This window comes from Proteiniphilum sp. UBA5384, assembly GCF_002410825.1.
GTDB lineage: Bacteria > Bacteroidota > Bacteroidia > Bacteroidales > Dysgonomonadaceae > Proteiniphilum.
The window spans coordinates 19133-43443 of record NZ_DHOS01000062.1; the positions used below are offsets into that span (position 1 = coordinate 19133).

Here is a 24311-nt window from a genome sequence, read left to right on the forward strand (position 1 = left end):
TCAATAAATCAATAAAATGGCTTTAAAACAACGATTTACGATAGAAACGAGTTTCAGTATGGCATCTATGACGGATGTAATATTCCTGTTGCTTATTTTCTTTATGATCACATCCACTTTTGTCGTGCCAAACTCTATTCAGGTATTATTACCCCGCTCTCAACAACAAACACAGGCCAAACCTATTACACGGGTAACAATAGACAAGGATCTTAATTATTACGTGGCAAATGCCAACGAAATTGAACGGCATGTAGCATTTGAAGATATAACACCTTTCCTCCAATCTGTCTACACGGCCGATCCCAGTATATTCGTTGCGCTCTATGCCGACGAAACCGTTCCTTATCGGGAGATTGTCCGTGTATTGGATATCGCGAATCAGAACCAATTCAAAATGGTACTCATGACGCGCTCAAATTAAAATTCAGTTATTAGGCATATGGTCGAAAGAGAAAAAATAGGAGGAATAATAGGAACAGTAATTTTTGCAATATTACTATTCTTCATCTTGCTATTCTCTGTTTTCCAATTATCATTCCCACCCGAAGAACTGGAAGGAATACCGGTGATGTTCGGTACAACTGAAAATGCTTTTGGTATGACTGAGCCACCGATGACTGAAGTTACCCCCACCCCTGCTCTTCAACCGGAAACGCCCCCCTACTCTCCGACCGAACCGTTAATCACCCAAACTACGGAACCCACCATCGACGTGGAGGCGCAACGCGAAGAAGAACAACGCAGGGCACAAATGGAAGTGGAGCGCAAGGCACGAGAAGAAGCTGAACGGAAACGCAGGGAAGAGGAATCACGTAAACGAGCAATCAATCAACAAATGTCGGGACTTTTCGGAGAAGGTGCCGGAAGTCGGGGAAATACGGAAGGACAAGGCACCCAGGGAGTATCCGATGGAAATGCTACACAAGGCTCCCCTACCGGTACCGGAGGGATAGGCTCATACGACTTGGGAGGACGTAGCCTCGGAAGGGGTGGTTTAGGCCAACCCAACTATGCTGTGAACGATTATGGCACTATTGTCGTTAATATAACAGTAGACCCTGCCGGCAATGTAATCCATGCCGAGATTGGACGGGGAACAAATACCCCCAGCGCCACTCTTCGTGAAGAGGCTTTACGGGCTGCACGAAGGACTAAATTCAATGCGGTTACCTCTACCAATAATCAGCAGGGAACCATTACATATCGATTCAATCTCAATTAAAAATCATAGGTTGCCCAAGATAAAACAGCCTCAATACAGAAATAAATTTTTCAAGTCTCATTAAAGAACAGGAATCATGAAGAAAGTAGCACTCTTTTTGGCAAACGGTTTTGAAGAAATTGAAGCGCTCGCAACCGTCGATATTTTAAGAAGGGCGCAAATACCGGTTGAAACCGTATCTATTTTGAATGAAAAAACCGTGACCGGTGCACATAATGTATCGGTGATTGCGGATAAAATTTTTCAAGAAGCCGACTTTTCAGACATAGAGGTGCTGGTATTGCCGGGAGGTATGCCGGGGGCAAAACATCTCAATGAATATGAAGCATTGAAAGAACTGATCATAAAATTCAATGATGAAGGAAAACAAATTGCGGCCATCTGCGCAGCTCCTATTGTCTTGGGAGGACTTGGACTACTCAACGACAAACGAGCCACTTGCTATCCCGGATTTGAAGCTGAACTCACCGGTGCAAAGACAATCGGCGAAAATGTAGTGGTCGATGGCAATATCACCACGGGGAGAGGTCCCGGTCTGGCATTCGATTTCGCATTAAGACTGGTAGAACAGATAGCAGGACTCAAAACAAAACAGGAAGTACAAAATGGCCTGCTCCTGTAATTATGAGCTTGCCAATCCTCTTAAAATGAATGGTGCAAATAAAGGTGCAAATAGTTGTCTACTAACAAAAAAACAACTACCTTTGCACCGTTTTTTTAACAACATAATGTCTCACTTATTTAATTGAAATTTATTTCACAACAAATGACAGAAAATTTAAACAATGTGGCACCCATAGAAGATTTCGACTGGGCTGCCTATGCTGAGGGGGATACCTACAGCAAAGAAAGCAAAGAAAAGCTTACCGAAAGCTACGACAACACCTTGAGTAAGATCAATGATAAAGAAGTCGTAACAGGTACCGTTACCTCCATGAACAAACGCGAAGTGGTTGTAAACATCGGTTACAAATCCGATGGGGTAGTTTCTATGAACGAATTTCGTTACAACCCGAACCTGAAAATTGGTGACGAAGTAGAAGTCTACATCGAAAGCCAGGAAGATAAAAAAGGACAGTTGATCCTTTCTCACAAAAAAGCACGTGCTTCACGCTCCTGGGACCGTGTCAATGCCGCGCTTGAAAACAACGAAGTGATTAACGGATATATCAAATGCCGTACCAAAGGCGGTATGATCGTGGATGTATTCGGTATCGAAGCATTCCTCCCGGGATCACAGATCGATGTGAAACCAATTCGCGATTATGACATATTTGTCGATAAAACAATGGAATTCAAGGTAGTAAAAATTAACCCTGAATACAAGAACGTAGTTGTATCGCACAAGGCCCTTATAGAGGAAGAACTCGAACAACAGAAAAAAGAAATTATCTCTAAACTCGAAAAAGGACAGGTGCTCGAAGGCGTCGTGAAGAACATCACTTCTTATGGTGTGTTCGTCGATCTGGGTGGTGTGGACGGCCTCGTACATATTACCGACCTCTCCTGGGGACGCATCCAGCATCCGGATGAAGTGGTGAAACTGGACGACAAAATCAACGTAGTTATCCTCGATTTCGACAACGAGAAAAAACGGATTGCACTCGGTCTGAAACAGCTGACCCCGCACCCATGGGATTCTTTGAGCGAAACCCTGAAAGTGGGCGATGTCGTCAAAGGAAAAGTGGTGGTCATTGCCGATTACGGTGCATTTGTAGAAATTGCTCCGGGCGTAGAAGGATTGATCCACGTTTCAGAAATGAGCTGGACGCAACACCTTCACAGTGCTCAAGACTTTATGCACGTAGGAGAAGAGGTGGAAGCTGTGATCCTGACGCTTGACCGCGACGAACGCAAAATGTCTCTCGGTATCAAGCAACTCAAACCCGATCCATGGGAAGATATCGAACAAAAATATCCTGTCGGCAGTACACACACAGCTACCGTACGTAACTTCACCAACTTCGGCGCATTCGTTGAAATTGAAGACGGCGTAGAAGGATTGATCCATATCTCCGATCTGTCCTGGACGAAGAAGATCAAACACCCGAGTGAAATTACCGAGATCGGCGCTCCTATTGAAGTGCAGGTGCTCGACATCGACAAGGAAAATCGTCGTTTAAGCCTTGGGCACAAACAACTGGAAGAAAACCCGTGGGATGTATTTGAAACCATCTTCACTGTGGGATCTATCCATGAAGGTACCATTATCGAAATGCTCGACAAGGGTGCAGTGGTTTCACTGCCTTACGGCGTGGAAGGGTTTGCTACTCCCAAACACCTGGTGAAAGAGGACAACTCTCAGGCACAACTGGATGAGAAGCTGGAATTCAAGGTGATCGAGTTCAATAAAGATGCAAAACGTATCATTGTTTCTCACAGCCGTATCCACGAAGATCTGGCCGATGATTCCAAGAAAAAAGGGGGGAACAAACGCTCCGGCGGAAGAAAAGAAAGCGGAAGTGAAGCTGCTGTTATCCCTGCAATGGAAAAAACTACTTTAGGCGATATCGAAGAATTGGCTGCTTTGAAAGAAAAGCTGGACAACCAGAAAATAGAAGCACTGAACAAGAAAGTGAAACAGGAAGAAGCTGCCAAAGAAGCGAAAGCCGCTGAAGCTAAAACGGAAGAAGTAAAAACCGAAGCCGAAGAAGTGAAAACGGCTGCTGATGAAGCCAAAGCTGACATCAAAGAATCCAAAACGGAAGCAACCGAAGTAGTAGAAACGGCGGAAGAAGGCAAAGCTGAAGAGATTGCTGAAACGAACGAAGCCGAAGAAACAACAGAAAAAGAGTAATCGACTCTCTTTACATTATGGAAGACTGCCTGGATTTATTTCCGGGCAGTCTTTATTTATATCCAATAATCTTGCACCTGCCGGCTTTTATAAAAAATCCATAAGTCGATGTAAGAATTTCCCGATAGTTGCGTCTATATAGTATATGAACGCCCACCAGTTCCAATCTCAGATACTCTGCCTCTCCGATAAATCGTACCGGATGGCGCTATCGATCTTAAAAGATGAAAACAGCGCAAAAGACGCGCTGCAGGAATTGATGATGCGACTATGGGAAAAACGGGAGCAACTGGATGTCATTGCCAATCATCAAGCGTTTGTGCTCACTTCGATGCGTAATTTATGCCTCGACATCATCCGCAAGACAATTCCCATGCAAGAAATTCCGGCAAATGCCGAATATAATGCTCCAACTCCCTACCAGCAAACGGAACGAACAGATATGATGAATCATATTGGCAGGATGATCGATTCCCTCCCTGAGATGCAACGGACTATTCTCCGGATGAAAGATGTAGAAGAAATGGATTTGGAGGAAATCGCCAGGATAATGTCGATGACGGAAAATGCCGTCACCGTCAACCTCTCCCGGGCAAGGAAAAAACTTCGTGAAATGATAGTAAACAACCATCAAAAAGAGAACGTTTCCGTTAAAAGGCCAAACTTGTTTGAACTATGCCATAGCGAGAAAACGACTAATGAAATATATGAACGACATAGATAATCTTCTTGAGAAATACTTCAACGGTATATCATCGACCGAAGAAGAAAAAAAATTGAAAAACTATTTCAAGGGGAAAGGTATATTATCCGAGCATGAAATATATAAACCTCTCTTTGCGGCCTTTGATGCGGAAAAAGAGATAAAAGCACCGGGGGTAGCTCTTCCGGAAAAGAAAACAAAAAAACTTTTCCTTCCACGCCGTACAATGATTTGGATAGCAGGATCGGTGGCTGTGGCGCTACTGATTATCACTTTCTCTACCTTTCACCCGGTACAGAAGCAAAACGTGAAATATGTAGTCATTGTAAATGGGAAAAAGATTACCAATCAACAAAAGGCACAACACTATGCCGAGAGTATGTTTGGAGAAGCAAAAAAGATTGTTGAAAGCTCATATCAACCCCTTCAAGAAGCTACAAATATAAAAGAGGAATTAGACGCCAGAAATATTTTAAAGGAAACAGCAAAAAATATAGAGGATATAAAAACAAATTACCCACAATAAAAATTCAACTCATTATGAAGAAATTTTTTTCAATGATGCTTATCGCGCTGGCATTCTCGGCCGCAGCATCAGCTCAACAAGTAGAAAAACTGTTCGATAAATATATGGAAGATATACGTTTTCAATATATTTATGACGGGTCGGATATTGACAAAAAAGAGGGGAAATGGATAAATAAGGGACAAAAGATGCTTACACTGAATAAAGCGGAAGCCGGTCTCGTGAAAACATTCTCAGATGAAATAAATGCCGCCATAAAAACTGACGGCTACAAACAGACTACCTTTGTAAGAAATGGAACGAACAAAGTTTCAAACTATATAAAAGAAACGGAAAATAGAAAAGAAGAATTGACTGTGATTCAAAATAATGAAACACATATAATGTTTATATGGGAATCCTACTCTAAATAATTAAAACTCTACTCTACTTTTTACTATAAATTTTAAAGCGGGAATACGGCGGGAGTCGTGTTTCCGAAAACATTTTATTGCTACAATTTGTTAATATACAGACTTATAAAATAAAGATACAAACGTGTTCTCAAACGACAAACCCTATAAGGATTTTGCCGAATTCCTTTCAGCGAAATTCCCCTTCAAAGTACAAAAGATATCCATCAACGCCGGCTTCACCTGTCCCAACCGCGACGGGAATAAAGGGCGGGGAGGGTGTACCTATTGTAATAATCAGAGTTTTAGTCCCGGTTATGGCAAACCAACCCGAACTATCTCTGAACAGATAGACGATGGCATCCATTTTTTCTCCCACAAATACCCGGAGATGAAATACCTTGCTTATTTTCAATCCTATACTAATACTTACGACAGTCCGGACTCCCTTATTACCAAATATGAAGAAGCTCTCTCCTATCCCGGTGTGGTGGGATTGATTGTGGGCACCCGTCCAGATTGCATGCCTCTTGAGTTACTTGACTATTTTGAGACGCTCAGCAAAAAAACATTCGTCATGGTGGAATATGGGATTGAATCCACATTAAACAAAACATTAGAAAGAGTAAACCGGCAACATACCTTCGAAGAATCTGCCGGAATGATCAATGAAACTGCCGGGCGGAATATTCTAACGGGGGGACATATGATCCTGGGACTTCCCGGAGAAACGCCGGAAGAGATTCTGTCTCATGCTGATATAATTTCGCAATTGCCTTTAACCACCTTGAAGCTACATCAGTTGCAAATCATCAAGGGAACGGCTATGGCGAAAGAATTCCGGCTATTGCCGGAATCATTTCATCTCTTCGAATTGGACGAGTATGTGGATTTATGCGTGGACTTTGCAGAACGACTCAATCCTGAAATTTATATTGAGCGGTTTACTTCCCAATCCCCTAAGAAATTATTAATTGCTCCCGCTTGGGATCAGAAAAATCATGTAATGACCGAAAAAATCAAAAAACGTTTCTATGAAAGGGAAACATGGCAAGGACGATTATATGGAAACACAATAGGGAGTATTCCACGAACTGTGTAAGTTGGTAATTGGAGGATTGAAGTCCGTATTACTTTCTTCAACAAATCTGCATTTTCTCCATAACGGAAGATTGACAACACGGTTAAATATAACTGTGTATCCCTCCCAACACATACGTCACGCCCAGAAATGTCATGAGCACGACCAGAAAAGCAAGGGCGCAATAGAGGTGGAATTTGCGGTGATTCCTGAAAAATGGGATGTTCTCGCCGTGCATCGGCAATGAGTAGGCCAGCAGGGTGATCAATGCCCAGGTCTCCTTGGCATCCCAGCCCCAGTAACGGCCCCACGAGATATTTGCCCAGACGGCGCCGATAAAGATACCTGCCGTCAACAGGAACACCGCCGGATAAAGGAGCGTGGAATTGATCCGGTAAAACTTTTCAGTCTTTTTTTTGGAAAACAGCCCCACGATGGCGGTCACGGCGATAAACAGGAACAGCATGTAGGCGACCATGATCACCGATACGTGCGCTGCGAGCATGGGCGTACGCAGGATAGGCGTCATGGGGTTGATCCGTGAAATGTATAACCACACCAGCACGGTGGGGATCGCCGTGTAAAGCACCCCTTTCCACCCGATGCGGAGGAAGAGTATCCACAACATCGATATGGCCAAGAGCAGATAACCGGCATACGTGATGCCCACGCCCCACGGATCATGGCTGACCAGGAAAGTGGCGCCCATCTCATCACTGTCGTAATCCATCTGGTAGAAGCGGTATCCCTCTTTCCTGAAGATATTGTTCATCGATATCTGGTGCACCTGGTTTTCCACCATCACAAAACTGCGATAATCGGCAGGTTGGGCCGTACCGGGATGATATACAATATCAAAATAGAGCATCTTCACATTGAAAGGCAAGCCAATACGGCGGCTACCGTCTTCCGACACGAAATAATTGTGGATCTCGTTCTGGCGGATATGCATGTGCCCCCTTTCGGCGGTGAGGTAAGTGACAAGTCCGCCCAATAAAATGACGATGAAAGCGCAATGCAACAGGAAAGCGGGAAATTTCCGGTAAAGTCTGGCCCGGATGATAAAGGCCAGCATCGCCAGGGCAAAAATTCCCCAGAGTGCGACAAACCACCATGCGCCGTAAATCCATTCTACTGCTTTTTCCGTACTGAAAAGCTTCTCGACGACGGTGGCCCCGGCAAGCACGATAATAAGCAATATCAACAGTGCGAAAGATATTTTTCTGAGGAATTTCATAGGGCTTATAGGAATTAAATGGATTCCAGGAATTTCACCAGGGCGTCACGGTCCTCCTTGGAGAGGGCACGGAATTTATCCCTAGCAAACTTCGCATCACCTCCGTGCCACATAATTGCTTCGGTGTAATTGCGGGCACGCATGTCGTGGAGATGGTCGCCATTTCCCGAGCACAACTGCGACAGCCCCCTACCCCACAACGGAGAGGTACGGCACCAGCCGGTATGGATATCATTGACCATTTCGAGGCGGTGGTGCATCAGGTCGGAATAGGGCCATATCTTCTGATAGGGATAACGTGGCAGTTTATCTGTAACTAGGGGGTCGCCCTTGTACTCATCGGGGCCGGTAGTCCACGAAGGACGGTGGCAACTGGTGCACCCGATACTGTAAAATGCCTTTTTCCCTTTTTGCACTTCAGGGTCATCCAGGTTACGGGCTGCCGGTACGGCCAGGCCGCGTTGCCATGTCATCACGCTGGCATATTCGTCCGCATCCATCTCTATGGGCAGGTCGTTCCGCATCAATTCGGCGAAGACCGCCTCTTCATCCATTCCCAAGGCTTCCTGTACATCCTTGTTCCTCGACATGGCACGCGCATACGCCTCTGAAATATCGTTGTGGCGGAAATGGGGATTGGTAATTCCCAGGGAACCCCACAGGAAAGTAGCTCCCGAGTTTCCCTGCAACGGGGCGAAAGAGAGGTTGTAAGAAAAACGACCCGGGTGTTTGGTGCCATCCAATGCGGTATGATAATTGGCAGGATCGTAAATGGCGTCGTTCATGTTGCGTCCCCTCGCCTTTTGCCGCCGGTATTCCGCCAATATGGAATCGGTGGGAATGGCATCGATCAGCCCCGTACCGTAGAGCGGGAGCGATGATTGTAACTTGACCACGTAATTGGTCGGTTTCGGGTCGGTATTGATATACGCCGGATCGATGGTCACCTCGGGGTAGATCAGGCTGTAGGTCTCACCGTCGGGAAATTTATTGCCGAATTCGTCGGTATGTTCTTTCCAGTCTATTTTAATTCCCTTTTCATCCACCGGAGGCAGGAAAGGTGCCACGGCATGAGTAAGCACCGCATGGGTCATTTCCGGCACGAATTCCTCGGTATCTTTGTCGATCATCCGCAAGTGATAGCCGCTCCCGTATTCTTTGGAATTGATTTTTTCGGTGCGCTTGCTATGCCCGTAACCCGGATGGCAAATAATACACGAACCCCTTTCATACACCGGCCCCAGTCCGAAAAACTTCCCGGAGGTGTTGGTATTGAATGATTTTTCGACATACGACTCGCCAATCATGAAAGTCAGCCCCATACCTGCGTTGTCAATGGCTGGGGTCGGTTGTTCATAAGCGGTAGAGATATTGTTTACAGTGGTGGTGCCCAGCTTGCCGCCGGCATAATATTCTTCCGGCAATTCGGAATTACCGGGATTGTCCGGTCCGTCATCATTCTTACAGGAAGTTGACATGAGCAAAACCAAGGAGAAGAGAAGAAACACCGGAATACGGGTTATTCTTCTTCCCATAAAACTCGAAAACAAATGAGAATTGATTAAGTACATTATTACTGATAGTTAATAAATTAAATAGATTCCAGGAATTTCACCAATGCGTCACGGTCCTCTTTGGAGAGATTACGGAATTTCTCCCTCGAGAAAGCCGCGTCTCCGCCGTGCCACATGATCGCTTCGGTATAATTACGGGCACGCATGTCGTGGAGGTGGTCGCCGGCGCCGGTACATATCTGTGAAAGCCCACGCCCCCAGAGCGGCGTAGTGCGGCACCACCCGGTGCGGATATCGTTCACCATCTCCAATTTATGCTGTAGCATATCGGTATAGGGCCATATTTTCTGGTAAGGATAACGGGGTAATTGGCGTGCGACTAATGTATCACCGGTGTAGTTATCCGGCCCGGTAGTCCATGAGGGTTTGTGGCAACTTGTACAGCCGATGCTGTAAAAAGCCTTCTTACCTTTCTGCACGACGGGGTCATCCAAGTCGCGCGCGGCGGGAACCGCCAATCCGCGATGCCAGATCATAAAGTTGACGTAGTCTTCCGTCGACATTTCGGGTTCCAGGTCGGTAGCCATCAGTTCCGCGTAAATGGCAGCCTCGTCCTTGCCGAGTGCGGCTTGCACGTTGGCATTTTTCGACATGGCAGTGGCATACGCCTTGGTGATATAGTTGTTGCGACGGTTTTCACGGGTCACGTTGGTGATGTTCCAGATAGCGTTCGATCCGGGACCGTTTTGCAGCGTTCCGCGGGTCAAGCCGTAAGTGTAGCGACCGGGATGCCTTGTGCCGTCGTTTTCGGTAATGAAGTTTGCCGGATCGTACTTCGCGTCATTCAACGTGCGCCCCAATGCTTTCTGGCGGTTATATTCAGCGATGAGGGAGTCATCGGGGATGGCGTCGAGCAGGCCTGTCCCGTAAATACCGATGGTCGCTTCGAGCCTCACCGTATAATTGGCCGGTTTGGGATCGGTATTGATATATGCCGGATCGATGGTTACCTCCGGATAAATAAGGCTATAGGTTTCACCGTCAGGAAATTTATTGCCGAATTGATCCACATGTTCCCTCCACTCAATCCTGATGCCCTTCTCGTCGACAGGCGGCAGGAAAGGGTCTACTGCTTTTGTTTGGGGCATACCGGTGAGTTCAGGCACGAAAGCGTGCGTATCCTGGTCGAACACCACAAGCAGGTAACCGTTCCCGAACTCGTTGGCACGGTATTGATCCACCCGTTTGCCATGTCCGTAACCCGGATGGCAGGTAATACAGGAACTGCGCACATACACCGGCCCCAATCCATGGCGCACACCCGATGGATTGGTATTGAATCCTTTTTCAAAAAAAGCTTCCCCTATTTTAAAAGCAAGCGTCATTCCGTTTTGTTCCACGGCGGGAGTGGGTTGCTCATAAGCTGTTGAGATATTGTTTATCGTAGTTGTACCCAGCTTGCCGCCGGCATAATATTCTTCCGGTAATTCCGAATTCCCGGGATTATCCGGGCCATCATCATTCTTACAGGAAGTTGACATGAGCAAAACCAGAAAAGAGAGGAAAAGCACCGGAATACGGGTTATTCTTCTTATAAAGCCGGATAATAAATTAGTATTGATTAAGCACATTATTACTGATAATTAATAAATTAAATCGTTTATATAAAAACGGACGAAAGAGGATATCCTGTTTTCAGGATTCCTCTTATAAATATCCTATTGCAGGAAGCTTCAATTTCTCGTCAGGACACTTTTTGCTTCAGTTAATGCCTCACTGAGATCTGCGCAAGCTCCCATGGCTTCACCGGCTTCCGTAGAGGTGAAATTCTTTTCAAAGGGATAAGGAATGGCCCTTATCTTGGCAATGGCATTCACTGCCGCTTCTTTCACTTTGGTATCTGCAGCCGGTTCGACCGATTTGACATAATCGCTCAACGATTTTCCCCGGTTGTTTTTATCGGCTCCTCCCAGATAAGCATTTTGTATGCTGATGATGTTGTCTTCGAAGTCCACCAATGAGTTATAACTATAGGGAGATTCAAGATAGTTGGGATCATCGCCGCGGTAGGCATTACCTATTTTCATATCCCCCACCTCATCGGCAATTGTAACACAACCCTCCAAAATCTCTTCCGCACTGGCCGTGATAGTCTTGTAATAACTTCCGGTTTGTCCCACTTTGATCATATTTTCACCATAAGGGATGCTACTATCTTCCATGGTATATACAAGTTTCTTATCATCGATCAGTTCCTGTTTTTCTTTTGTCACAGCGCCATAGCCTGCCCATGAAGCTTCAAGACGCACGCACTGGTTACGCAAATCACCCGTAACGGCAAGCGCATAAATCAATTCATTCTCTTTGACCTCAGAGGCAGACTTTACTTTTCCATCTTTGTAAAAGATATACTCTATACCATGAAAACCAAGTATTGCATCACGAAAATGTTCACCAACCCATATATCGCCATTTTCCGAATTCATGTTGGCTATATCGCTTTGATTATTGATCCGTTTCAAGAATTCCGTTTCATCCAGAGGCCAGGTATCGATATGGGGATCAATCCCCAATTTATCTACCGGTCCGAACAGGAAAGCCTCGCTCAACTCCCAGTATGTACGGGTTTTTATCCATTGGTCGGTCACTTTTTTCAGGTTGGCATCGGTTTGATCACCCTTAAAGGTTACAACCATCTCATATAAGGCCAGACTTTCATCAGCCAGATTTTTGTAGGTGGGGAGTACAGTCTTGTTTACATATTGCTCTACAATAGCCAATAATGCTTGCTCTTTTTCTCCTGAATCGATTACGGGATCATCATCGTCACAAGCGGTCAACACGCATGCCGACAACAAGGCAACCGACAGGTAAAATCCGATTATTCTTCTCATTTTCATTATGTATATTATTATATAATTATTAAATAGTCCTTGGTTTACTTGGTAAAGAACCCGGCATACGCCACACCGATGGAGAGGGAGTTTTCATTCATGAAAGGATCCTTCATGATGCCGGCAGAATATTGCGCTTTTATCACGATATCCTTTGTCGGGAAATAGTTGACCCCGGCCGTCACGATTTGCCGTTGGCACCAATCAGGATCTTGTATTCCTTCAGCTGTCTTGAACATCGAGTCATAATATTCGTAGCGTCCAAACAGGTATAGTTTCTGATGGTCCTGTTTCAGTTTTTGGAAGCGGGAGAAAATATCGTAACCCGCTTCAGCCCCGTAGCACAATGCCTCGGTGGCAATATGTGTCTTGGGGGAAGGAGATGCTTTGGGCAATCCCCTGTTATAAATGGAGATGGTTTTGGCATCGCCCAAATGACCGTAGTCGAAATAGCCCCGGGCAATCCAGTTGTGGCGGTTGTATTCAAAATCGAAGGAACCGATAGATACCGCCCCTTTTACCTTGTCGTATTTATCGGCATACGACGGCATCAGGCTATTCCGGAAACTGTGCCCGTAATAACCGCTTATCCCTAATCTCAAACCGGGTACGGAATAATTGTCGACACGGAACGCGCCGGCATAGGTATTGGCTATCTTGAATTCATACGGCGACGCCGACCCTCCTTTTATCCAGTTCCGGTTATTGAAAAATTCGGAATCGAGTCCCGGCAACAACATGGCTTCATAACGCCAGTCCTTCCCGAGAAATCCCCAGAGGCTGATTCCTGTTTCGTGCCATGTACAGGGCATAATAGTGTTTTCCCCTTCGGGACGGTATACGGTAAAAAACTGTGTGGGCAAGTGGTTGCCGTTGGTCAGCCCGACGGGAACGATAATATGTCCCATACGAAGATTCAGGGCACGGTTGAATGTCTTTTCAATCCAGAATTGTTCCAATGCCACTTCACCACCCCGTTCTATCTCCTGTTCATATTCGCCGCCCTCTTCAGGCTCCACCTCCATGGCTGCTTCCACGCCTCCATGTTCAAATTCTATCTCGGCATTCATCCTCCAGCCTTTCCCCAATTCATAACCGACGAAGAAAACCACATGCGGCAAATCAAAGCGCCCGTGGCCCGGATCTTTTTTATAGGATTCCGGGTACATATAACGGAAAGGATTGCTACTATAGAAATTACGGCTCATCACCGCTTCGCCATATCCTCCTAAGGTGAGGCGGGAAGGCATTGACCATGAACTATCGCCGGAACGGCCCCTATTTTTTTCGGCTTCGGTTGCATCCAGTGCCGGAACATTTCCTTCCGGTTCCATATTATCCGCATATACTTCCGGACAAACGGCTCCACTCAGCATGAAACCGAACAACAATACGTGAATAAAAGTTTGTTTCATAAAATTAATATACTTGTCAACGGTATCCGATAGAATGTATTTATTTTCCATTACATTCATCTATACAGGGCGCAAAAGTATCGCTTATGCAGACATGGCACAATACCAAGAAATAATAGTTTTTTTTAAAAAAAATGGCTAAAAAGTGCCAAACCGATATAATTCCAGACACCGGCAACCTCACGGGTCACACTGTGGATAAAATCCACGCCACGGCGGATGGTTGGCAAAAGACGTCATACCCGGTAAAAAAAGAGTATCTTTATAGTCTGAACAGAATAAACAGCAATAAAATGAAATTTTTTAGCACGGCAGTATTATGTGTCACGGTGGGATGTCTTTCTATTTTCCAATCCCAGGCACAATCGAATTCCAAGTCGACATTCAATAATCTCCTGAACAAAGTGGTAGAATCGAGAACGGGAACCTTTGATATCTCCGGCAGATGGACTTATCAGGGAGCGGCTTGCTCTTTCGAGAGCGACAATATCTTAAAAAAGACAGGAGGAGCGGTCGCCGCTAACCAGTTGGAAAAACAATTCGATGAATACCTCACTAAAATGGGGATCAGTGAAGGAGCCGGTGAGTTTACCTTCAACGCCGACAGCACCTATTCGGCCATTCTGGGGAAAGCCAAACTGAGCGGAGACTATACGCTCGACGAATCAAACAAAACCATCACCCTCTCCTATTTAAAAGGGATAGCAAAAATAGACGCTTCTGTAGTAAAATCAGGCAACAACTTACAATTACTCTTTGATGCCGACAGCATCCTGAGGCTTCTGAAAATCATCAGCGTCACGACCAACAACAACATGTTGAAAGCTATCTCCTCAATCACAGACCAATATGACGGCATGCTGCTCGGGTTCGACCTGCAAAAGCAGGAATGATCCATTCCATCACAATAATTGTAACAAAGGCGACAAATATTGCACTATCTCAGTGCAACTCCTCCTTTAACGAACATAATGTTTTCAATATCCCGGCAAGAACAAGCCGATATCGGTAACGGGAATGTTGAAGTGGTTGCCCACGTAACGGTTCACCATCTTTCCTCCATAGAGGTAGAAACCGGAGGCAAAGCCCCGGTCGAAACGGGCAAAATTGCCGGGGCCACCACAATCGGCCATGGTCGAGAAGAGCGACACGAAGATATTACTTAAGGCGATGGAGGCAGTACGTGCTACACGTGAACTAAGACTCATCTCGCAGAAGTGCAGTACGCCGAATTTCTCAAAGATGGTAGGATGACCAGGCAAGCAAGCCTCCATGGTAGTTTCGAAACATCCTCCCTGTGCTATCCGTATATCAATAATTACAGCACCCTGCTTCATTTCCCTGACAAGATCGTTGGAAATGCGGTAAAAATGGGTTTTGTTGATATATTGCATGGCGCCGATCACTACATCGGCAGAACGAAACACGTTTCGAAGCACATTCGGTTGCAGAGTGGAGGTAAATACCAGATTGCCCAACTCATGACGGATAGTGCGTAATTTCACTACATCATTGTCGAATACCTTCACCGATGCACCCATGGCCAATGCAGCACGTGCAGCCATAGTACCCGCAGTTCCGGCGCCGATCACGACTACTTCGGTAGGTGATATCCCGGGAATCCCTCCCAGTAGAATCCCCTTTCCTCCATGGGCGTTACTCAGCAGTTCTGCCGCCAGAGTAATGGAATAAGTACCTTCGATCTCGGATATGGATGTAACAAACGGGAAGATGCCCATATCGTCATAAAGAAGTTCATATGCCAAGGCATTGATTTTCTTTTCAGACATCAGCTCCAATAGGGGAAGTGAGAGTTTGTGGATATAGAGAAATGAAAAAATGGTAGACCGCGGCCGCATCATGCAGATTTCATCCATGGTAGGAGGTAATATTTTCAGGACCAGATCTGCCTGAAAGACCTCTGCGGCACTGTCTACAATTTCGGCTCCCGATTCGGCATAATAACTATCGGTATAATTAATGGTCAATCCTGCACCTGCTTCAATCAATACCCTATAACCGGACTCCACCAGCAAAGCAACGGTTTCGGGTGTCAATGGCACCCGTTTCTCATGTTTCTGCTCTTCACAAGGAATTCCAATCACTACCGATATTCTCTGCTTTTCCACTTTTTGCAGTAATTCACGCACGACAAACGAGGTGCTTCTTTGGGAACCGTACATCATTTTGTGCTTCTCCTTTTTAATTGTTCTTCAATTCCGCACACCGTTAAATGGATTTCGTCTTTTGTCATCATGCGGTCAATAGGATAGACGATCTGTGCTTTCTTGTAATAACACTCTCTCTTTGACAAGTGTTCTGTAATAAAGGGAATAAGCTCCTCTCTGGATTTACCATAGATGAGAGGGCGTACTGTCTTCGATGCCAACAGGTGGCTGGCCAGATCTTCAGGATGTGCCTCAAGATAAATAGTAGTGCCGGCACGATTCATTACTTCCATATTATCGAAGAAACAAGGGGTTCCGCCTCCGGTAGAAATCAACACATTCTCAAATTCGGCGACTTCTTCAAGCATCCGACTTTCTATCTTGCGGAAATCAGCCTCCCCTTTCTCAGCAAAAAGATCCGGGACGCTTTTCCGATATTTATTTTCGATATAAGCATCTAAGTCGACAAATGATAAGGAAAGCGACTTTGCCAGCTGCTTTCCTATAGTGGTTTTGCCCGAACCCATATAGCCTACAATAAAAATTCGTTTCATATAATATTAATGTGCTACTTTGAAATGTGCCGATATGCCAATTAAAATTACAGCAAAGGGGCAAAAAGGCGCAGAACCGAATCCACGAAACGTTTCAATCTAGAACGTTTTGCCCACTCTTTCATTGAAACCAGTTCTGAGAAACGCTGGTCTTCCACAAAAATATCATTCGCCTGTGCTCCCAGTTTTCCATCATAAACAAAAGCTTCCACTTCGAAATTCTGTTCAAAGCTTCGTGCATCAAAATTAGCTGACCCGACCAGGGTGAGTGATCCGTCGAATACCATCATTTTGGAATGCAGGAATCCCTTGCGATACATATATACTTTGACTCCGGCCTTCAGCATATCTTTTATATAAGAAAACGAGGCTCTTTGTACCAGCGGCACGTCCGAGCGTTTAGACATCATCACTCTCACATCAACACCTCTGATGGCGGCTGCCTGCAAAGCATCAGCCATTGCCTCTGGAGGAAGGAAATAGGGAGTTTGGATAAAAATAGATTTACGGGCATCATAGATAGCTTGCATAATTCCATGTGATATCTCATTGTTTTCACTCAAAGGCCCACTATTCACAATCTGCATGGGGCAATCACCATAATTTTCAAGGACGGGAAAGTATTCCCTCGAAGTGATCAGCGTCTGCGAAACGAAATACCAGTCGATCAGAAAAACCGATTGTAATCCCTGTACTCCCTTTCCTTCGATCCGTGCATGGGTATCACGCCAGCAACCCCAGTCGAACCCATTCACATACCGGTCGGCCACATTCATCCCGCCCGTATAACCTATCCGTCCGTCAATAACTACGATTTTGCGGTGCGTGCGATAATTCAGCCTCGAAGTGAGCCTCGAAAGGCTGAGCTTTAAAAATGGCTCGGTTTCTATTCCGGCTTTTCTGAAATCTTCAAAAAATTTTTTCTTCGCTATCCTCGAACCAAAACTGTCGTATATAATACGTATCTCCACTCCTTCTTTCGCCTTACGGATAAGGGCTTGTTGGAGTTTCTGCCCCAATTCATCGTCAAGTAATACGTAATACTCAATATGAATATGCTTCTTTGCCTTTTCAATATCTGCAAAGAGACTTGCAAATTTATCTTCTCCACAGGTAAATAGCTTCACATCATTTCCCCCCAACAAAGGAGTATAATCCATGTTTTGCAATAATCTGACAAGGTTAGCATGTTCTTCCGGAAAAACATGTACCCCCGATGTCTCCACACCATCAAGTGGGCGCTTCTTCAGTTTACTGTACATTCTCTTGGAGATTACATGTTTCTTTGTAGTGTCCTGGCCAAAAAAAGCATACCAGATAACACCTATAAACGGAAGAAAGACTACGGCCAGAATCCATGCCACAGTTTTGATGGGATTCCGGTTCTCCGAGATCACCACCAATACAATACTTGCCACAGTGAGCAGATAAAGTATTTCAATGACCAAAAGCAGTACGTTATTCAAGTGTATAATCATAAACGGTATTTTCCTTCTTCAATATCATCCAATATATTCAGGTATGAATGGTAACGACTTTCACTAATATAATGATTTTTTACTGCCTCTACCACAGCACAGTCGGGTTCGTTAAGATGCAGGCAGTTGTGGTATTTACATTTCTTTGATATCCTGAATATCTCAGGAAAATAATGGGATACCTCGCCCCGGCTCATGTCAATGGTACCAAAACCTTTGATACCCGGTGTATCGATCAGGAACCCTCCCTTTCTCAGTCCAATCATCTCAGAGAATGTGGTAGTATGCATCCCTTTCTGATGATAACCGGAGATCTCACTCACCTTTTGTGACTCATCTTCCATCAAAAGATTCACAATACTCGATTTTCCGACACCCGAATGGCCTGCCAGCAGGACTGTCTTTCCTTTAGCTAATAATTCCATTTTCTGTTTTCCCTCTCCTGTCACCGTCGAGACCTTCAAAGAAGGGTATCCGATCGATGAATAGAGGTGTATCAATGCATCCAGGTATTCTTGTTCTTCCTCGCTGTACAGATCAATCTTGTTAAAAATAAGGTAAACGGGGACTGAATAAGCTTCGGCAGTAGTCAGGAACCGATCGATGAACACTGTCGTTGTTTCGGGATAACTCACTGTAATACACAAAAATGCCAAATCAATATTGGCGGCAAGGATATGTGAGTGTTTGGAGAGATTGGAAGCTTTCCGGACAATATAGTTTTTCCGCTCTGCGATATCGGTGATAAAAGCTGTACCTTCGGAGTTCATATCCATAAAGACCCGGTCGCCCACCACAATAGGACTTGTACTTCTGATTCCTTTAAGCCTCAGGTTTCCCTTTGCGATGCCAATGATTTCATTGCCATTGTCATCACGCACCAGATAGGCGTTACCGGTACTCTTGACAACCAACCCCTGTAAACCTATCTTACCGTTTTCATCTCCACCTTTTGCCATTAAACGGTAAGAATCTCTTTCTCTTTCTCGACAAACATATCGTCCACCTTCTTGACATACTTGTCGTGAACTTTCTGTAATTCATTTTCTCCATCTTTCCCCGCATCCTCAGCCAATCCTTCTTTCACTGCTTTTTTCACTTCATCGATTCCTTCACGACGTGCATTCCGGATGCTGATTTTTGTCTCTTCGGCCTCCTGTTTGGTCTGCTTCACCAATTGCTTACGACGTTCTTCCGTCAGTGGAGGAATACCTAAACGAATAACTTCGCCATTGTTTTCGGGAGTAATACCTACATCCGAGTCCTGGATAGCCTTTTCTATCACTCTCAACATCGCTTTTTCCCACGGCTGAACCATAATGGTCTTCGCATCAGGGGTGGTGACCGTTGCCACATTCGACAATGGAACCAAACTCCCGTAATATTCCACACGTATGCCATCCAGAATACGGGCATTGGCTCTTCCCGCCCGGATACGGGAGAATGTCTCATCCAGGAACTCAATGGCCATCTGCATTTTTTCTTCGGCCTCTTTTTTGATTGTCGTTATTTCCATAAGTATTTTTCAATAATTGTTTTCAATTATCATTGTATCTTTTTCCGCAGAATTCGAATAAATCCGTATTCTGCAATATCATTTAACGAAAAAGGTGAAACAAAAATAGTGAATTTTTTTTAATTACCTCCCATTTTCAGTAGATACATATTTCTGACAAAAGGAAAAGCAATAATTTTTCAACTACCACCGAGTATACTAAACATGGACCAGAGTACCGATATCTTCACCGTCAATCACCTTCTTCAGATTACCGTAAGAATCCATGTCAAACACTACAATTGAAAGATTATTTTCCTTACACATAGTTGTCGCGGTCAGATCCATCACCTTCAGTCCCCGGTTGTAGACTTCATCAAATGTAATGGTCTTAAACTTAGTAGCAGTAGGATCTTTCTCGGGATCAGCCGTATACACACCATCTACGCGTGTTCCCTTGAACATGGCGTCCGCCTCAATTTCAATACCCCGCAAAGCAGAAGCGGTATCTGTCGTAAAGAATGGGTTCCCTGTGCCTGCGGCAAGGATTGCAATTTCTCCTTTTTCCAACGATTCAATCGCTTTCCATTTGGAATAGAGTTCACCTACCGGCTCCATCCGGACTGCCGTAAAAATACGGTTATCCTGTCCGGCAGCGGTAAGTGCCGAGCTCAAAGCGAGACTGTTGATTACGGTGGCCAACATTCCCATCTGGTCGCCTTTCACACGGTCGAATCCTTTGGCTGCACCGCTTAATCCCCGGAAAATATTTCCTCCGCCAATCACTATACCTATTTGTATACCTGTCTGTGCCACTTCATGTATCTGTTCGGCATATTCCTGTAAACGCCTTTCATCGATCCCGTACTGTTTTTCGCCCATTAGCGATTCTCCGCTGAGTTTAAGTAAAATCCTGTTAAATTGCATTATTGACTTGCTGATTTAATAATTTAATAATTCACTGATTAATAATCGCTTTTAGTTCTCTAATCCCCGCTATTCCACAAAAGCGACCTCTTTGAATGCATACTCCCGATTCTCCTCGATGTCTAGCGGTTTTAATACCAGATGTCCGGAGGGGAGCACATTCGTTATCTCGGCCATAAACCGGCCATCTTTATCTTCGTACCAATGATATCCATTGATTCGATAAAGATCTAACATATATTCATCCTCAATAGTTTTAATTTCACCTCTCTGAAAATCCCTGTAAAGCAGAAAAAACTCTCTTTGAAAGATATCAAGAATATACCTCCTTTCATGTACTACACCCGTAATCTGCCGTAGTGATACAGGATTGGGAAGCTCGGTAGGAAATTGCTGCTCATTTACATTGAGACCTATACCGATCACCGAATTAGAAATATATTTGCCTTCGATATCATTCTCTATCAGTATTCCGGCTATTTTCTGTTCTTTCCAGTAAATATCGTTTGGCCATTTAATGCGGATATCATCTGTAAAACGGTCGAGCGTATTCTTGACAGCGAGTGATGCGATACGGGAAATAATAAATTGTTCATTGGCCGGTACATCCTTTGGGTAAATAAGCAAACTAAATAACAGGTTTTCCCCTTTGGACGAAAACCATGAATTTCCCATCTGCCCGCGCCCATTTACCTGAAAATCGGATATCACCATCGACCCCTCCTCCAGAGACCTCTCCCTGACGAGTTCCCTGAGATAAATATTGGTAGATACGGTCTCTTCCAGTCTTATCACCCGACGATCTTTACTTAACTGTTCCATAATATTCACTATCCAAACAAGCTTGTCCTCTGCTCGTATTGTAATTGTTGTTTCCTTGGCAATTTCTTGATTACTTCTTCTACAGAATGATGAATCCATTCCTTAAGTTCATTCCCGGGTACATCCCCATCCAGATAAATGGTATTCCAATAGGTCTTGTTCATGTGATAAGCCCCTTCCACACAGGTATATTTTTCACGCAGCGAGATGGCTTTTACCGGATCACATTTGAGGGTGACAGACGACCTCTCCGCATCAGTGGGAATTAATGCGAACATTTTCCCCTCCACCTTCATCACGATGGTCCATTCATCAAACGGCGTCGTCGCTTCCGCTCCCGGAATAGACAAGCAATAATCAAAAAGCTCTTCAATATTCATGTCTTGTTCGATTTTCGTTCCGCTAAAACAGAATTGCGTTATTTTTTCATCTCTTGTCAAGCCCCGTCCTATAAAAACGATAAAAACGCATCTTCAATATGTTCCAGTTCAAAGTACCTGCCTTTCATTATTACTGTGATAATATCAAAGCGAGCCGATTTATCAATCCGGTTTATTTTCAGGTAATGGCTGGCAGCCCGGATCATACGACGCATGCGTTGTTCAGTGACAGCATCTCCCGGGTCGCCCCATCTGTCGGAAGTGCGTGTTTTCACCTCTACAAACACAATAAACTCTTCATGTTCAGTGATGATGTCTATTTCGTAACCGGAAAAAGACCAGTTGCGCTCCACAACACGGTGCCCTTTCTTTTTGAGACACGTTACCGCTGCTTCCTCGCCTTTTCGCCCTAACTCATTATGTTCGGCCATCTCTTTTTTGACAAAACAACCTATAAACTTCGTAAAAATACAAATTTACCCTGTAAATTTCCTGTTTTATCGAAAAAAAATTGTTCTTTTGTAACAAGGAGACAGATTGGTACTCGTCCCAAATCTTGCTATACCTGACCATGACATGCAAATGGGACCCGGTATCTGTTCAAAAATGAATTTGATTAATACTAAACTCAATACAACAACATTGTATATAAAAAACATAATATCAACTATTTCGCCAAGATAAATGAGCAGAAGATAAACTTATTTATAGTATGTCATAGCGAGGAAACAGTTTAATTTTAACAAACTATTTAAATAATAAATGTATGAAAAAGTTAGCGCTTGTCACTATTGCGGTCATACTGCCGCTCACTCTCACAATGGGCCAGGACAAAGCAGACAACATCAAACGTTTGATGAACGCCATGCAGATGGAAAAAATGGTGGACAATACCATGCAGGCCATGAAAAACGCCATGAAACAACAGGTTACAATGCAGATGCAGGGTGAACAACGCGAACAGGCCAAAGAAGCCATGGAATCGCTTATGGATTTTGTTTCGACAGAAACATCAGCCATCACAAAAAAAATGTTCGAAGAAGATCTTCCTTCCGTGTATGAAAAATACTTTACTGAAGAAGAGGTTAATGATTTAATTCTGTTTTACGAATCTCCCACCGGAAAAAAACTCCTGGAACAAACGCCGGAAATGACCGGTGAAATAATGAGCATCATGTCTACCAAATATATGCCAATTCTCAGTAGCAAGATGAAAGAGAAGATGAAGGAACTATCTCCGGAGACAAAGCAATAAGGTCATGCAATCAGCCGGTATGGCGGCTGATTAGGGTTTAAACCGGACGACAGCTCAATTATTATCATTATCTTTGTCCGTCCAAGAAGCGAAAAGATTTGATGAAAAAGAAAATATACAAGCTGCAAGGCAAAATCAAGCCTCGCACAAAAAAGGCTGTGTTCATGCTCAGTGATGAAGAATACAGCCTGATACATTTTTATCTGAATAAGTATAAAATCACCAACCGCTCCCGGTGGTTTCGCGAAACTATTCTCAATCATGTGCTGAAAAATATGGAACAAGACTATCCCACCCTGTTTGAGGAGAATGAGATGAGAAGATAATTTGTTGATGTAATGTTAGACGATCAATATTTTATGCAGCAGGCATTACGTGAAGCACACAAGGCATTCGAAAACGGGGAGGTTCCCGTGGGTGCAATAGTTGTGATAAATAATCGCATCATCACCCGTGCGTATAACCTGACTGAGACTCTCAATGATGTAACTGCTCATGCCGAAATGCAAGCAATCACTGCTGCAGCCAATGTATTAGGGGGAAAATACCTGACAGGTTGCACTCTCTATGTCACTGTGGAACCTTGCCCAATGTGTGCGGGGGCGTTGCGGTGGGCACAAATATCGCGCATAGTATATGGAGCTTCAGATGAAAAGCGAGGCTACTCACAAGTATCTCCCTACCTCCTCCACCCCAGAACCACCGTTACTTCCGGTATTCTTTCGGACGATTGTGCCGACTTGATGAAACTTTTTTTTGCCCGTTTCAGGAAATAATATCAATACCCCGGTTCAATCTAAATGATCAAACAAAAACCATTGAAAAAGCGTTAATACTAATACAATAATTTTTATATTTAAATCTGCAAATCAATTAACAAAAGCATTATGAGTAAAAAGAAAATAGCAGTGCTGGTAGGTAGCCTCCGCAAAGAATCAGTCAACCGGAAGTTGGCGAATGAAGTGATCAGATTGGCTCCTGATTCTCTCGAACTGGAGATGGTAGAAATAGGCCAGTTGCCGCATTATAACGAGGATCTCGATCAGAATCCTCCTGCCGAGTGGGTTGAATTCCGCAAAAAGATAGGCGAAGCCGAGGGATATCTTTTTTTCACACCCGAATACAACCGGACTTTCTCAGGGGTAATAAAAAATGCGCTTGATGTAGCGTCGAGGCCCTATGGTCAAAACAAATGGGGAGGAAAACCGGGTGCTATTGCAAGCAGTTCCGTGAGTGCTCTGGCCGGTGAGGGAGCGAATCTTGCACTTCGCCATCCTATGGTCTTTCTGAATATCTATATGATGCAACAACCCGAAGCATATATCGGAAAATCATGGGAATTATTCGATGAGCAGAACAACCTGAAGAATGAAAGCACCAAGGAATTCCTGAAGAATTGGATAGATGCTTTTGCAGAATGGGTATATAAATTTTAAATATTTACATAT

At 44.4% G+C, this 24311-nt stretch carries 27 protein-coding genes; 13 read left to right on the plus strand and 14 right to left on the minus strand.

What is annotated here, in order from left to right:
* Positions 1–16: 16 nt before the first annotated feature.
* The 8 genes from B4G81_RS11445 (at position 17) to B4G81_RS11480 (ending at position 6745) form a co-directional block, all read left to right on the plus strand.
* A complete protein-coding gene (locus B4G81_RS11445) occupies positions 17–424 on the plus strand; it encodes an ExbD/TolR family protein (protein WP_294082620.1) in 408 nt (135 codons plus the stop codon).
* A gap of 18 nt (positions 425–442) precedes the next feature.
* Positions 443–1225 (plus strand): energy transducer TonB family protein, encoded by a 783-nt coding sequence (locus B4G81_RS11450; RefSeq protein WP_294082621.1) that lies wholly within the window; start codon positions 443–445, stop codon positions 1223–1225.
* Positions 1226–1301: 76 nt separating this feature from the next.
* On the plus strand, positions 1302–1847 hold the full coding sequence (locus tag B4G81_RS11455) for a DJ-1 family glyoxalase III (protein WP_294082622.1): 546 nt from the start codon (positions 1302–1304) through the stop codon (positions 1845–1847).
* 144 nt (positions 1848–1991) lie between these two features.
* Complete coding sequence (gene rpsA, locus B4G81_RS11460) at positions 1992–4022, plus strand: 30S ribosomal protein S1 (RefSeq protein ID WP_294082623.1); 2031 nt, start codon at positions 1992–1994, stop codon at positions 4020–4022.
* A 145-nt stretch (positions 4023–4167) separates the two neighbouring features.
* Positions 4168–4746 (plus strand): RNA polymerase sigma factor, encoded by a 579-nt coding sequence (locus B4G81_RS11465; RefSeq protein WP_294082624.1) that lies wholly within the window; start codon positions 4168–4170, stop codon positions 4744–4746.
* Positions 4730–5251, plus strand: coding sequence for a hypothetical protein (locus tag B4G81_RS11470; RefSeq protein ID WP_294082626.1), 522 nt, complete (start codon positions 4730–4732; stop codon positions 5249–5251). Before B4G81_RS11465 ends, B4G81_RS11470 begins: the two co-directional genes overlap by 17 nt.
* Positions 5252–5265: 14 nt before the next feature.
* Entirely contained in the window at positions 5266–5664 is a 399-nt protein-coding gene (locus tag B4G81_RS11475) for a hypothetical protein (RefSeq protein WP_294082628.1), read from the plus strand.
* 124 nt (positions 5665–5788) lie between these two features.
* The gene (locus B4G81_RS11480) at positions 5789–6745 is read left to right on the plus strand and encodes a TIGR01212 family radical SAM protein (RefSeq protein WP_294082630.1); all 957 of its coding nucleotides are present in this window, start codon (positions 5789–5791) and stop codon (positions 6743–6745) included.
* 82 nt (positions 6746–6827) lie between these two features.
* Here B4G81_RS11480 and ccsA read toward each other — a convergent pair whose 3' ends face one another.
* The 5 genes from ccsA to B4G81_RS11505 all read right to left on the minus strand — a co-directional run bounded on the left by ccsA (position 6828) and on the right by B4G81_RS11505 (position 13703).
* Positions 6828–7961 carry a cytochrome c biogenesis protein CcsA gene (gene ccsA, locus B4G81_RS11485; RefSeq protein WP_294082633.1) on the minus strand — a complete coding sequence of 378 codons (1134 nt, stop codon included), beginning with the start codon at positions 7959–7961 and terminating at the stop codon, positions 6828–6830.
* Between the two features lie 14 nt (positions 7962–7975).
* A complete protein-coding gene (locus tag B4G81_RS11490; RefSeq protein ID WP_294082635.1) occupies positions 7976–9496 on the minus strand; it encodes a di-heme oxidoredictase family protein in 1521 nt (506 codons plus the stop codon).
* Between the two features lie 56 nt (positions 9497–9552).
* Positions 9553–11016, minus strand: coding sequence for a di-heme oxidoredictase family protein (locus B4G81_RS11495; RefSeq protein WP_294082784.1), 1464 nt, complete (start codon positions 11014–11016; stop codon positions 9553–9555).
* Between the two features lie 192 nt (positions 11017–11208).
* Positions 11209–12369: an imelysin family protein gene (locus B4G81_RS11500; RefSeq protein ID WP_294082637.1), complete on the minus strand. Its 1161-nt coding sequence runs from the start codon at positions 12367–12369 to the stop codon at positions 11209–11211.
* Positions 12370–12413: 44 nt separating this feature from the next.
* Positions 12414–13703, minus strand: a complete 1290-nt coding sequence (locus B4G81_RS11505) for a hypothetical protein (protein WP_414703198.1) — start codon at positions 13701–13703, stop codon at positions 12414–12416.
* Positions 13704–13918: 215 nt separating this feature from the next.
* On the opposite strand from B4G81_RS11505, the gene B4G81_RS11510 reads away from it, so the two are divergent.
* The gene (locus tag B4G81_RS11510) at positions 13919–14677 is read left to right on the plus strand and encodes a DUF4923 family protein (protein WP_294082641.1); all 759 of its coding nucleotides are present in this window, start codon (positions 13919–13921) and stop codon (positions 14675–14677) included.
* A gap of 84 nt (positions 14678–14761) precedes the next feature.
* Here the strand turns inward: B4G81_RS11510 and B4G81_RS11515 are convergent, their stop codons facing one another.
* The 9 genes from B4G81_RS11515 to B4G81_RS11555 all read right to left on the minus strand — a co-directional run bounded on the left by B4G81_RS11515 (position 14762) and on the right by B4G81_RS11555 (position 22039).
* On the minus strand, positions 14762–15970 hold the full coding sequence (locus B4G81_RS11515; RefSeq protein ID WP_294082643.1) for an alanine dehydrogenase: 1209 nt from the start codon (positions 15968–15970) through the stop codon (positions 14762–14764).
* Positions 15967–16506 carry a shikimate kinase gene (locus tag B4G81_RS11520; protein ID WP_294082645.1) on the minus strand — a complete coding sequence of 180 codons (540 nt, stop codon included), beginning with the start codon at positions 16504–16506 and terminating at the stop codon, positions 15967–15969. Before B4G81_RS11520 ends, B4G81_RS11515 begins: the two co-directional genes overlap by 4 nt.
* Before the next feature lie 47 nt (positions 16507–16553).
* Positions 16554–17984, minus strand: coding sequence for a cardiolipin synthase (gene cls / locus B4G81_RS11525; RefSeq protein WP_294082652.1), 1431 nt, complete (start codon positions 17982–17984; stop codon positions 16554–16556).
* Positions 17981–18943 (minus strand): ribosome small subunit-dependent GTPase A, encoded by a 963-nt coding sequence (gene rsgA, locus B4G81_RS11530; protein ID WP_294082654.1) that lies wholly within the window; start codon positions 18941–18943, stop codon positions 17981–17983. The genes cls and rsgA overlap by 4 nt, the downstream gene beginning before the upstream one ends.
* Positions 18943–19500, minus strand: coding sequence for a ribosome recycling factor (frr, locus tag B4G81_RS11535; protein WP_294082657.1), 558 nt, complete (start codon positions 19498–19500; stop codon positions 18943–18945). The genes rsgA and frr overlap by 1 nt, the downstream gene beginning before the upstream one ends.
* A 198-nt stretch (positions 19501–19698) precedes the next feature.
* The gene (pyrH, locus tag B4G81_RS11540; protein ID WP_414703196.1) at positions 19699–20406 is read right to left on the minus strand and encodes a UMP kinase; all 708 of its coding nucleotides are present in this window, start codon (positions 20404–20406) and stop codon (positions 19699–19701) included.
* Positions 20407–20475: 69 nt separating this feature from the next.
* Positions 20476–21228: a biotin--[acetyl-CoA-carboxylase] ligase gene (locus B4G81_RS11545; protein WP_294082659.1), complete on the minus strand. Its 753-nt coding sequence runs from the start codon at positions 21226–21228 to the stop codon at positions 20476–20478.
* Between the two features lie 8 nt (positions 21229–21236).
* Positions 21237–21608, minus strand: a complete 372-nt coding sequence (locus B4G81_RS11550; RefSeq protein WP_294082661.1) for an MmcQ/YjbR family DNA-binding protein — start codon at positions 21606–21608, stop codon at positions 21237–21239.
* Positions 21609–21676: 68 nt separating this feature from the next.
* Complete coding sequence (locus B4G81_RS11555; RefSeq protein ID WP_294082663.1) at positions 21677–22039, minus strand: YraN family protein; 363 nt, start codon at positions 22037–22039, stop codon at positions 21677–21679.
* A gap of 335 nt (positions 22040–22374) precedes the next feature.
* On the opposite strand from B4G81_RS11555, the gene B4G81_RS11560 reads away from it, so the two are divergent.
* The 4 genes from B4G81_RS11560 (at position 22375) to B4G81_RS11575 (ending at position 24299) form a co-directional block, all read left to right on the plus strand.
* A complete protein-coding gene (locus B4G81_RS11560) occupies positions 22375–22863 on the plus strand; it encodes a DUF2059 domain-containing protein (protein ID WP_294082665.1) in 489 nt (162 codons plus the stop codon).
* 101 nt (positions 22864–22964) lie between these two features.
* On the plus strand, positions 22965–23189 hold the full coding sequence (locus tag B4G81_RS11565) for a hypothetical protein (RefSeq protein ID WP_294082796.1): 225 nt from the start codon (positions 22965–22967) through the stop codon (positions 23187–23189).
* Positions 23190–23201: 12 nt separating this feature from the next.
* Positions 23202–23639, plus strand: a complete 438-nt coding sequence (locus tag B4G81_RS11570) for a nucleoside deaminase (protein ID WP_294082667.1) — start codon at positions 23202–23204, stop codon at positions 23637–23639.
* A gap of 111 nt (positions 23640–23750) precedes the next feature.
* The gene (locus tag B4G81_RS11575) at positions 23751–24299 is read left to right on the plus strand and encodes an NADPH-dependent FMN reductase (RefSeq protein WP_294082671.1); all 549 of its coding nucleotides are present in this window, start codon (positions 23751–23753) and stop codon (positions 24297–24299) included.
* Positions 24300–24311: the final 12 nt, after the last annotated feature.